Origin of the sequence: Paracoccus sp. (in: a-proteobacteria) (genome assembly GCF_030536915.1) — a bacterium.
GTDB lineage: Bacteria > Pseudomonadota > Alphaproteobacteria > Rhodobacterales > Rhodobacteraceae > Paracoccus.
In genome coordinates, this window is sequence record NZ_JAUNPC010000093.1 from 1 (window position 1) to 10473 (window position 10473).

Genomic DNA, 10473 nt, shown 5'->3' on the forward strand with positions numbered 1-10473 from the left:
TGAAGTATGCAGCAAAGACCTTGATGGACTTGGCTGATAAACGCCGGTAGCAGTTTTTACTTATAATCCGTATTATGTAAAATGTCTCTCCATGGCGATACCTTCCCTTGACACTTTCACGCACCGCGACACCATGCCAGCCTGCCGTCACGCAAGGAATCCTCATGCCTCCCCGCCAAGTCACCGATCGTTTCGCGGTCACCCCGCAGATTGACCCCGAAGATATTGCGGCGCTTGCACAGGCTGGATTCACGACGGTGATTGCCAACCGCCCCGATGCAGAGGTCGATCCCTCTCATCGCAGCGAAGCGATGGCCGGCCAAGCAGCCCGGGCCGGACTCGAATATCACTACCTGCCGATCGTGCCGGGCCAGCTTAGTCCCGAGCAGATCGAGACGTTCGGCAAAATCCTCGACAATGCGCCGGGGCCGGTGCTGGCTTACTGTCGCTCGGGGACACGCTCGATCACGGCATGGGCGCTGGGACAAGCGGGAAAGAAGCCGGCCGGCGAGATCATCGAGGCCGCACGGCAGGCGGGCTACGATCTTTCCCATCTGGCGCCCCTGCTGCGCGGCTGAGGGCCGCGCCTGTCGCGCGGCCGCCCGGTGTCACAGGATCAGCGCGCAAGCTCGCGCACGACCACGCCACGGGGATTGATCGTGACCGTGACCGTCTCTCCCTCGGGGTTGACGGCCTCGACCTCGACACGGCCATCGTCGCGGCTGATGGTCCCCGGCTGGGTGTAGCCGCCGTCCCGCAGCACGCCCTGAATCGCGGCGTCATCCAGAGGCTGCCCGGTACCGCCGTCACCGCGACCCCGGCGGTCATCGTCCCGTGACCGCTCGCCCCGGCCCTCGTGCTTGCCATGGTGCTTGTCCCGGTCGCCGCCGCGATCCATCCGCGGCCGATCCATGTCGCCGCGGCCAAATCGCTGCAGTGTGCCGTCGGTCGAAAAGCCTGCGCGGATGCTTTCTCCCTGCGCGTCGGCGCCGGAAATCATGATGGCGTCATTGCCCCGCCCGACACCTTCAACACGAGCGAATTCCGCGAAAACGGTGTTCGACCGCACGGCCTCGGGCACAAGCCGGGTCAGGATGTCGGCGGGCAGCGCCGCGTCGTCCCGGGTGCCCAGCATGCGAAGCTGGCCCTGGTCGTCCAGCATGGCCCGGAACGCAGCGCCACCCGGCAGCGTCCCCTCGACACGCTGCCCGCCGCGGCGGCCTTCGAGGATGCGGGCGTCGGTGATGCCCAGATCGGTCAGGGATGGCGGCAGCGTTGCCGCGGGCGCGGCTTCTGCCGGTGCTGCAGGCGGCGTGGCCGTTGTCTGCGCGGCCAGAGGCGCGGCAAGGGACGAGATGGCTGCCAGCGCGACCGCTGAGTTGCGAAGGAGGTGAATCATAAGAAAATCCTTTTGTTCGCGTTCATCGACGGGCTCAAATCGCCCGCGACCGAATCATCTCTAGTCGGTGCTGCCCGAACCGAAGGCCAATGGCCCGTTTGGACTTTGTTTGACTTTCTTCCTGCAGGACGGGGAATGCGCCTCAGCTTGCTCATCGCCACCGTTCTGGTCGGACTGGCCCTGCTGGCGGTCACCCGCGACCGGCAGGACCGCCACCACCTGCCCCGGCCCCCGGCCGGCATGGTGGCGATGCCCCGGCCGCAGGAACCCGGCCCGTGGGACAGCCCGTGGGGCGACCAGCTTTTCCGCGGCCGGGTCGACGAGGTCATGCCCATGCACAAGGCCGTCCGGCTTGTCATGCGCCGCTTTGACGGCAAGGTGCTGGACATCGCCCTGATGCCCGCCCCGCGCGCCGATGCGGGCAGGCACCCGCTGATTTACCGCATCCGCATCCTGACCGATGACCGGGACGTGCTGGACATCCGCATGGACGCCCTGACCGGGCAGTTCCTGGAACTGCGCGGCGAAGGCATCACCGATGCGCGGCGAACCCCGAGGAACGACTGACCATGCGCTGCCTGATTGCCGAAGACGACCCCACGCTTGCCGCCCAGCTCGCGGCCGCCATGAGCGACGGAGGCTTTGTCGCCGAGGTCTTCCACGACGGCGGAAAGGCCGAGTTCGCGGGGGCGACCGATGCCTATGACGTGGCCGTGCTGGATCTCGGCCTGCCGGGCATGTCGGGGATCGAGGTGCTGACCCGATGGCGCGCCCAGGGCGTGACCATGCCGGTGCTGATCCTGACGGCGCGCGGCGACTGGTCCGACAAGGTGGCAGGCTTTCGCGCCGGCGCCGACGACTACGCCGTCAAGCCCTTCCGCCTGGACGAGGTCGTACTGCGTGCACAGACGCTGGTGCGCCGCGCCGCCGGCCACGCGCAGGTGGTCCTGCAGGCGGGTCCCCTTGCCTACGACACCCAGCTTGGCCTCATCACCCGCGACGGCGTGACGCTGAGGCTGACCCCCTTCGAGACGCGCATCCTCGGCTATCTCATGCATCATCCCGACCGGGTGATCAGCCGCACCGAGCTGAGCGAGCATCTCTACGACTCGGACAGCGACCGCGACTTCAAGTCGATCGAGGTCGTGATCGGTCGCCTGCGCCGCAAGATCGGCGACGGGCTGATCGAGACGCGGCGCGGCGAAGGCTATGTCCTGCGGCGAAGGCCATGATCCGCTCGCGGCTCGATTCGATCCGCGCGAGGCTGCTTGCGGCGGCGGCCTTGTGGCTGACCCTGACATTGCTGGCGGCCTGGTGGGTCATCGGCGGCGTGCTCGACCGCTTCGTGACCGAACGCTTCGATGCCGAGGCCGCCGCCATCGCCGAGACCGTCATCGCCGGGGTCGAGATCGCCGCGGATGGCACCCCTGCCCTTGCCCGCCCGCCCACCGACCCGCGCCTGTCCATGCCGCTTTCGGGCCATGCCTGGCAGCTTGAAGCCGATGACGGCGCAGGCATCGCCCGCTCGCCGTCATTGCTGGACCTGCGGCTTGCGGCGCCGGCGGGCAGCTACGCCGGTTCCCCCGGCATCGGCCCCGAGGGCGAGGCGTTGCGGGTGATGCGGCGCCCCTTTACCCTGCCGGGCGGCGAGCAGCCGCTTGCCGTGGTGGTGACCGTGCCGCAGGCCGAGATCGATGCCGCGCTGTCGCGCGTCCGCCAGCCGCTGGCGCTCTCGCTGATCGTGCTGGGCGCCGGGCTGGCAATGGCCAGCGTCCTGCAGGTCGGCTGGGGGCTTCGCACGCTGGACGCGCTTGGCCGCGACATCCGCGCCATCCGGGCGGGCCGCGCTGAAAGGGTCCCCCTGCCCCCGGTCGCCGAACTGCGGCCCGTCGCTGTCGAGATCAATGCGCTTCTGGACGCCAACCGCTCGGTGATCGGGCGGGCGCGCGAGCATCTGGGAAACCTTGCCCATTCGCTGCGGACCCCCCTTTCCGCGCTGGCCAACATCCTGCCGGACGATCATCCGGGGCGGGTGCTGGTGGACCGCATGGATCGCCAGATCACCTGGCAGTTGCGCCGCGCCCGCACTGCCGGCACCCCCCGCCTGCTGGGGCACCGCACGCCCGTCGCGCCGGTCATGGACGACCTGCTGCTGGTCCTGCGCCGGACGGCGGCGACGGGCGGGCTGTCGATCGAGGTGACGGGCGAGCCTTCGGCGCATTTCGCGGGCGAGCGGCATGACCTTGAGGAAATGCTGGGCAACCTTCTTGAGAATGCGATCAAATACGCCGCCACCCGCGTCACCGTCTCGGTTGACCGGGCCGAAGGGATGCTGAGGATCGGGATCGAGGACGATGGTCCCGGCATAAGGGACGCCGACCATGCGCTTGCGCTCAGCCGCGGGGGGCGGCTGGACGAAATGGGGCCGCCCGGCACCGGCTTGGGGCTTGCCATCGTCGCCGATCTCGCCGCCCTCTACGGGGGTCGGCTGACATTGGGACAAGGAACACAGGGGGGGCTGAGGGCCGGGCTGGTGCTGCCGGGGTAACCGGCAGGTAGACCCCGTCGGAAACCCGAAAACAGGCTGTTCCGGCGGATTCCGGGGCGGCAGCCTTGCGACTCGGTGCAGGTCGCGGGCATTGGGGCCGTTCCCATGCTGAAAGGTGCGACATGTCCGACCCTACCGACTTCGACCAGGCGCTCGGGCGCTTTCAGCCTGTCGCCGCCCCCGCCATCACCGGCGCGGAACATGACGCCCGGCTGGGGGGGCTGCAGGCGGCGATGCGCCGGAACGGCGTGGCGGCGGTCTGGCTCGACGCCTCGACCTCGCTGGCCTATTTCCTGGGCCACGCCCTGGGCCGGTCCGAGCGCATCCACGGCGCGCTGATCTTCGCCCAAGGCGACCCGCTGCACGTCAGTCCCACCTTCGAGGAGCCCAAGCTGCGCAGCATCCTGCGAAAGCCCGGCGAGATCGCGACCTGGGAGGAGGACGAGGACCCCTATGCCCTGATCGCCGCCGAGGTCGCGCGCCGCTGCGGGCCGGGCGCGACGCTGGCTCTGGACGAGACGACCCCTTGGCTGTTCGCCGCCCCCATCACTGCCGCGATGGAGGGACGCACCGTTCCGGCAAAGCCCATGATCTCGGGGCTGCGGCAGATCAAGTCGGCGGCGGAAATCGCCATCATCCAGACGGCCATGACCGCAAGCTGGCAGGTGCAGCGGGCGGTCTGGCAGGGGCTGCGGCCGGGCGTTTCCACCACCGAGGTCTGCGCCTTCATCGACGCGGCCCATCAGGCGCTGGGCATGGCGCCGCTGTTCTCGGCCGTGCAGTTCGGCGAGGCGACGGCCTATCCCCATGGGGTGCCCCATCCCCAGCAGCTTGCCGGGGGCGACATGGTGCTGGTCGATCTGGGCGCGACCCTGCACGGCTATCATTCCGACATCACCCGCAGCTATGTCTTCGGCAGGCCCACGCCCCGGCAGCGCGCGCTGTGGGAACACGAGCGTGCGGCCCATGCGACGGCTTTTGCGGCGGCGCGGATCGGCGCCCCGGTCGAGGCGGTGGATCAGGCTGCCCGCGACCTGCTGACGGCGGCAGGGTTCGGCCCCGGCTATGCGGTGCCCGGCCTGCCCCACCGGACAGGGCACGGCCTGGGGCTGGACATCCACGAAGAGCCCTTCATCGTGAAGGGCAACCGCACGCCGCTGGCCGCCGGGATGTGCTTTTCGATCGAGCCGATGCTCTGCCTTTACGGCGAATGCGGCATCCGGCTTGAGGACATCGTTCACATGACCGAGGCCGGCCCGCGCTGGTTCTGCCCGCCTGCCGCGGACATGGACCTGCCTTTCGGGCCGGACGCGCAGGGGGCTGACGCAACGGTTCTGCAACACGGCAGTGGAACATCTGCTGCCACTTCATCTATAGAGCGGGAATAGAATCCGTCGCATGCCTTGCAGACGGACAAAAACGACTTCAACAGTGAGTGAAAGGACCCTTCGAATGAAGCTTCTCTCCCGCGGGCTGATCGCCGCGTCGGCGCTGGCCCTTTCGGCCGCCGCGACTCCGGTCATGGCCAAGACCTTCATCTACTGCTCGGAAGCCTCGCCCGAGGGGTTCGATCCCGCGCCCTACACCGCCGGCAGCACCTTCGACGCCTCGGCCCACCCGGTCTACAACCGCCTGACCGAGTTCAAGAAGGGCACCACCGAGGTCGAGCCGGGCCTGGCCGAAAGCTGGGAGGTGTCCGAGGACGGCACCGAATACACCTTCAAGCTGCGCCAGGGCGTCAAGTGGCATTCCAATGACCGCTTCACCCCCACCCGCGACATGAACGCCGATGACGTGGTCTTCTCGTTCGAGCGTCAGGCCGACCCCGCCCACCCGTGGAACCAGTATATTCCGGGGCTGAGCTACGAATATTACAACTCGATGGACATGCCAAATCTGGTGCAGTCGGTCGAGAAGGTGGACGACTACACCGTCAAGGTCACGCTGTCCCAGCCCGAGGCGCCGTTCCTCGCGAACCTCGCCATGCCCTTCATGTCGATCCTGTCCAAGGAATACGCCGACGCGCTGGAAGCCGCGGGCACCAAGGAGGACATGAACAACGTGCCCATCGGCACCGGGCCGTTCCGCTTCCTGGCCTATCAGAAGGACGCGGTGATCCGCTTCCAGAAGAACGCCGATTACTGGGGCGAGGCGCCGCTGATCGACGACCTGGTCTTCGCCATCACCCCGGATGCCGCCGTGCGCCTGCAGAAGCTGAAGGCAGGCGAATGCCACCTGATGCCCTTCCCTTCCCCGGCCGATATCGAGCAGATCCGGGCCGATTCGAACCTCAAGCTGGATGAGCAGGCCGGCCTGAACGTGGGCTACCTCGCCTACAACACGACCGTTGCGCCCTTCGACAATCCGAAGGTCCGCAAGGCGCTGAACATGTCGATCAACAAGCAGGCCATCGTGGACGCGGTGTTCCAGGGCGCGGCCGAGCCGGCGAAGAACCCGATCCCGCCGACCATGTGGTCCTATAACGACGCGATCCAGGACGATCCCTATGACCCGGAAGGCGCCAAGGCCATTCTGGCCGAGGAAGGCGTCAGCAACCTGCAGATGGAAATCTGGGCGATGCCCGTGCAGCGGCCCTACATGCCGAACGCGCGCCGCACGGCCGAACTGATGCAGGAAGACCTGTCCAAGGCGGGCGTGCAGGCCAGCATCGTGTCCTATGAATGGGGCGAATACCTGTCCAAGTCGATGGACCCGGGCCGCGCTGGCGCGGTGATCCTCGGCTGGACTGGCGACAACGGCGACCCGGACAACTTCCTGTCCGTCCTGCTCAGCTGCTCGTCCGCCAGCGAAGGCGGGGCGAACCGCGCCTTCTGGTGCAACGAGGAGTTTTCCAACCTGCTGCAGCAGGCGAAAGTCACCTCGGACCAGGCGGAACGCACCCGGCTTTACGAAGAGGCGCAGGTGATCTTCAAGGATCAGGCGCCCTGGTTCACCATCGCCCATTCGACGCAATATGTGCCGATGCGGTCGAACGTGACCGGCTTCGTCATGAGCCCGCTGGGCGACTTCACCTTCGAGACCGTGGACATCACGGAATAATCCGGGACCCCCGGATACCAACCGGATGCGCGGGGCCTTTCCCCCGCGCATCCCACAGGAAAGAGGCGAATGATCCGTTTCATCCTCTCACGACTGCTCTACCTCGTCCCGACCTTCATCGGCATCACCATCATCGCCTTCAGTTTCCCGCGTTTCCTTGCGGGCGACCCGGTGCTGCTGATGGCGGGAGAGCGTGGCGTCAGCCCCGAGCGGCACGCCGAACTCAGCGCACAGCTCGGTTACGACAAGCCGCTGGTCATGCAGTATTTCGACTTTCTCGGCCGGCTGCTGCAGGGTGATTTCGGCAATTCGCTGGTCACGAAGAAGCCCGTCCTGGCCGAGTTCCTGTCGCTGTTCCCCGCAACGATCGAGCTTGGGCTGGTCGCCATCTTCCTGGCCGTCGTGGTGGGCGTGCCCATCGGCGTCATCGCCGCGATCAAGCGCGGAAGCTGGTTTGACCAGTTTTCGATGACCGCGGCGCTGGTCGGCTTTTCGATGCCGATCTTCTGGTGGGGCCTGCTGCTCATCATCTTCTTCTCGGGCTATCTCGGCTGGACGCCCGTCTCGGGGCGCATCTCGCTGATGTATTTCTTCCCGAACGTCACCGGCTTCATGCTGATCGACAGCCTGATCTCGGGCCAGGACGGTGCCTTCGCCTCGGCGGTGCAGCACCTGATCCTGCCCTCGATCGTGCTGGCGACGATCCCGCTGGCCGTCATCGCCCGCCAGACCCGGTCCGCCATGCTCGAGGTCATGTCCGAGGATTACGTCCGCACCGCCCGCGCCAAGGGGATGCCCCGCCGCCGGGTGATCGGCGTTCATGCGCTGCGCAACGCCCTGATCCCGGTCGTGACGACCATCGGGCTGCAGATCGGCGTGCTGCTGGCCGGCGCGATCCTGACCGAGACGATCTTTTCCTGGCCCGGCATCGGCAAGTGGATGATCGATTCCATATCGCGCCGTGACTACCCGGTCGTGCAATCCGGCCTGCTGCTGATCGCGGGCGTGGTGATGGTCGTGAACCTGCTGGTCGATCTCACCTATGGTCTCATCAACCCGAGGATCCGCCACAGATGAGCGATGTTTCCGTCAAGCTTTCGGACGCCGCCATCCGCCGGCGTCAACTGGCCGAGTTCTGGTTCTACTTCAGCCGCAACAAGGGCGCGGTCGTGGGCCTTGCCATCTTTGCGCTGATGGTGGTGACGGCGATTTTTGCGGACTGGCTCGCGCCCCACAGCCCGACGCTGCAATACCGTGACGCGCTGCTGCTGCCTCCTGCCTGGCTGGAGGGCGGCCGCGCCGATTTCCTGCTGGGCACCGATCCCGTAGGCCGGGACATCCTGTCCCGCCTCATCAAGGGCTCGCAGTATTCGCTGTTCATCGGCATCGTGGTGGTGTCCATCGCGCTGGTTGGCGGGGTCATCATCGGGCTGGTCGCGGGCTTCTTCGGCGGCTGGGTCGATGCGCTCATCATGCGCGTCATGGACGTGATCCTGGCCTTCCCCTCGCTGCTTCTGGCGCTGGTGCTGGTGGCGGTCCTCGGGCCCGGTCTGACCAACGCGATGATCGCCATCGCCATCGTCTACCAGCCGCATTTCGCACGGCTGACGCGAGCGGCGGTCATGGCGGAACAGCGCCGCGAATATGTCAGCGCAGCGCGGGTCGCGGGTGCGGGAAACCTGCGGCTGATGTTCCTGACGATCCTGCCCAACTGCGTGGCCCCCCTGATCGTGCAGGCGACGCTGTCCTTTTCCTCGGCCGTTCTGGACGCAGCCGCCCTGGGCTTCCTCGGCATGGGCGCGCAGCCGCCCGCGCCCGAATGGGGCACCATGCTGGCCGAGGCGCGCGAGTTCATCTCCCGCGCCTGGTGGGTCGCGACCTTCCCCGGCCTTGCGATCCTGATCGCGGTGCTGGCGATCAACCTGATGGGCGACGGGCTTCGCGATGCGCTCGACCCGAAACTCAAGCGGAGCTGACGCCATGGCGATCTTGAACATCCGCAACCTTTCCGTCCGCTTCGCGACCGCCACCGGCAGCTTCACCGCCGTCGATGGCGTGGACATCCGCGTGGACCGGGGCGAGGTGCTGGCCATCGTGGGCGAATCCGGGTCCGGCAAGTCGGTCTCGATGCTGGCGGTGATGGGCCTGTTGCCCGATACCGCCACCGTCACCGCCGACGAGATGACCTATGACGGCCGCGACCTGCTGGCGATGCCTGCCGCCGAACGCCGCCGCCTGATCGGGCGCGAGATCACCATGATCTTCCAGGAGCCCATCGCCTCGCTGAACCCGGCCTTCACCGTCGGCTTCCAGATCGAGGAGGTGCTGCGCCTGAACCTCGGCCTTGGCCGCCGCGAGGCCCGCGCTCGTGCGCTTGAACTGTTCCGGTCTGTCGGCATTCCCTCGCCCGAGGAGAAGCTGAAGTCCTATCCGCACCAGCTTTCGGGCGGGCAGTGCCAGCGGGTGATGATCGCCATCGCCATCGCGTCCAAGCCCCGCCTGCTGATCGCGGACGAGCCGACGACCGCGCTGGACGTGACGATCCAGAAGCAGATACTCGACCTGCTGATGGATCTGCAGGAGGATTACGGCATGGCCCTGATCCTCATCACCCATGATATGGGCGTGGTGGCCGAAACCGCCGACCGCGTCGTCGTGCAGTACAAGGGCCGGAAGATGGAGGACGCCGACGTGCTGTCGATCTTTGAATCGCCGCAAAGCCCCTATACCAAGGCGCTGCTGTCGGCCCTGCCGGAAAACGCGACCGGAGACCGGCTTCCCACCGTGTCCGACTTCTTTGCGGGCGAGGCCGCGCAATGAGCGCCGTGGTGCTGGAAGGCCGCAAGCTCGTCCAGGACTATCACGTCCCCGGCGGGCTGTTCGGCGGCGCCAAGACCGTGCGGGCGCTGAAGGGCATCGACTTCAAGGTCGAGAAGGGCAAGACGCTGGCCATCGTGGGCGAATCCGGTTCTGGCAAGTCCACCCTCGCCCGCATCATCGCCCTGATCGATCCGCCCTCGGGCGGCGAGTTGCTGATCGAGGGCAATCGCGTGGACATTTCCAAGGCCCGCCCCGGTCCGGCGATGCGGTCCAAGGTCCAAATGGTGTTCCAGAACCCCTACGGCAGCCTCAACCCGCGCCAGAAGATCGGCAACGTGCTGATGGAGCCTCTGGTCATCAACACCAACGTCCCCGCCGCCGAACGGCGCGAGCGGGCCGAGGCGATGCTGGTCAAGGTCGGCCTTGGGCCGGAACACTTCAACCGCTATCCGCACATGTTCTCGGGCGGCCAGCGGCAGCGGATCGCCATCGCGCGGGCCTTGATGCTGAACCCGTCGCTGCTGGTGCTGGACGAGCCCGTCTCGGCACTGGACCTGTCGGTGCAGGCGCAGGTGCTGAACCTGCTGGCCGACCTTCAGGACGAGTTCCAGCTGACCTATGTCTTCGTCAGCCACGACCTGTCGGT

The 10473-nt window shown here is 67.0% G+C and carries 11 protein-coding genes; 10 read left to right on the plus strand and 1 reads right to left on the minus strand.

Annotated elements, in window-relative coordinates:
* The first annotated feature begins 164 nt into the window (after nucleotides 1-164).
* Entirely contained in the window at nucleotides 165-578 is a 414-nt protein-coding gene (locus Q4F04_RS12995; RefSeq protein WP_303370242.1) for a TIGR01244 family sulfur transferase, read from the plus strand.
* A gap of 38 nt (nucleotides 579-616) precedes the next feature.
* Here the strand turns inward: Q4F04_RS12995 and Q4F04_RS13000 are convergent, their stop codons facing one another.
* Nucleotides 617-1399: a hypothetical protein gene (locus Q4F04_RS13000; protein WP_303370243.1), complete on the minus strand. Its 783-nt coding sequence runs from the start codon at nucleotides 1397-1399 to the stop codon at nucleotides 617-619.
* Between the two features lie 135 nt (nucleotides 1400-1534).
* Between Q4F04_RS13000 and Q4F04_RS13005 the strand changes: the two genes are divergently transcribed.
* The 9 genes from Q4F04_RS13005 to Q4F04_RS13045 all read left to right on the plus strand — a co-directional run.
* Nucleotides 1535-1966 carry a PepSY domain-containing protein gene (locus Q4F04_RS13005; RefSeq protein ID WP_303370244.1) on the plus strand — a complete coding sequence of 144 codons (432 nt, stop codon included), beginning with the start codon at nucleotides 1535-1537 and terminating at the stop codon, nucleotides 1964-1966.
* Nucleotides 1967-1968: 2 nt separating this feature from the next.
* Complete coding sequence (locus Q4F04_RS13010; protein ID WP_303370245.1) at nucleotides 1969-2631, plus strand: response regulator transcription factor; 663 nt, start codon at nucleotides 1969-1971, stop codon at nucleotides 2629-2631.
* Nucleotides 2628-3947: an ATP-binding protein gene (locus Q4F04_RS13015; RefSeq protein WP_303370246.1), complete on the plus strand. Its 1320-nt coding sequence runs from the start codon at nucleotides 2628-2630 to the stop codon at nucleotides 3945-3947. Before Q4F04_RS13010 ends, Q4F04_RS13015 begins: the two co-directional genes overlap by 4 nt.
* A gap of 122 nt (nucleotides 3948-4069) precedes the next feature.
* Complete coding sequence (locus Q4F04_RS13020) at nucleotides 4070-5335, plus strand: Xaa-Pro peptidase family protein (protein WP_303370247.1); 1266 nt, start codon at nucleotides 4070-4072, stop codon at nucleotides 5333-5335.
* Nucleotides 5336-5399: 64 nt separating this feature from the next.
* Nucleotides 5400-7007 (plus strand): ABC transporter substrate-binding protein, encoded by a 1608-nt coding sequence (locus Q4F04_RS13025; protein WP_303370248.1) that lies wholly within the window; start codon nucleotides 5400-5402, stop codon nucleotides 7005-7007.
* A gap of 69 nt (nucleotides 7008-7076) precedes the next feature.
* The gene (locus Q4F04_RS13030; RefSeq protein WP_303370249.1) at nucleotides 7077-8084 is read left to right on the plus strand and encodes an ABC transporter permease subunit; all 1008 of its coding nucleotides are present in this window, start codon (nucleotides 7077-7079) and stop codon (nucleotides 8082-8084) included.
* Entirely contained in the window at nucleotides 8081-8983 is a 903-nt protein-coding gene (locus tag Q4F04_RS13035; RefSeq protein ID WP_303370250.1) for an ABC transporter permease subunit, read from the plus strand. Before Q4F04_RS13030 ends, Q4F04_RS13035 begins: the two co-directional genes overlap by 4 nt.
* A gap of 4 nt (nucleotides 8984-8987) precedes the next feature.
* Nucleotides 8988-9827, plus strand: a complete 840-nt coding sequence (locus tag Q4F04_RS13040) for an ABC transporter ATP-binding protein (protein WP_303370251.1) — start codon at nucleotides 8988-8990, stop codon at nucleotides 9825-9827.
* Nucleotides 9824-10473 (plus strand): ATP-binding cassette domain-containing protein (locus Q4F04_RS13045; protein WP_303370252.1); only part of this gene is annotated, 650 nt, incomplete at its 3' end. The genes Q4F04_RS13040 and Q4F04_RS13045, both read left to right, overlap by 4 nt.

Coding starts and splice junctions, on each gene's coding strand:
- Q4F04_RS13025 (WP_303370248.1), top strand. CDS start 5,400: ATGAAGCTTCTCTCCCGCGGGCTGATCGCCGCGTCGGCGCTGGCCCTT.
- Q4F04_RS13015 (WP_303370246.1), top strand. CDS start 2,628: ATGATCCGCTCGCGGCTCGATTCGATCCGCGCGAGGCTGCTTGCGGCG.
- Q4F04_RS13005 (WP_303370244.1), top strand. CDS start 1,535: ATGCGCCTCAGCTTGCTCATCGCCACCGTTCTGGTCGGACTGGCCCTG.
- Q4F04_RS13035 (WP_303370250.1), top strand. CDS start 8,081: ATGAGCGATGTTTCCGTCAAGCTTTCGGACGCCGCCATCCGCCGGCGT.
- Q4F04_RS13010 (WP_303370245.1), top strand. CDS start 1,969: ATGCGCTGCCTGATTGCCGAAGACGACCCCACGCTTGCCGCCCAGCTC.
- Q4F04_RS13000 (WP_303370243.1), bottom strand. CDS start 1,399: ATGATTCACCTCCTTCGCAACTCAGCGGTCGCGCTGGCAGCCATCTCG.
- Q4F04_RS13030 (WP_303370249.1), top strand. CDS start 7,077: ATGATCCGTTTCATCCTCTCACGACTGCTCTACCTCGTCCCGACCTTC.
- Q4F04_RS13040 (WP_303370251.1), top strand. CDS start 8,988: ATGGCGATCTTGAACATCCGCAACCTTTCCGTCCGCTTCGCGACCGCC.
- Q4F04_RS13020 (WP_303370247.1), top strand. CDS start 4,070: ATGTCCGACCCTACCGACTTCGACCAGGCGCTCGGGCGCTTTCAGCCT.
- Q4F04_RS12995 (WP_303370242.1), top strand. CDS start 165: ATGCCTCCCCGCCAAGTCACCGATCGTTTCGCGGTCACCCCGCAGATT.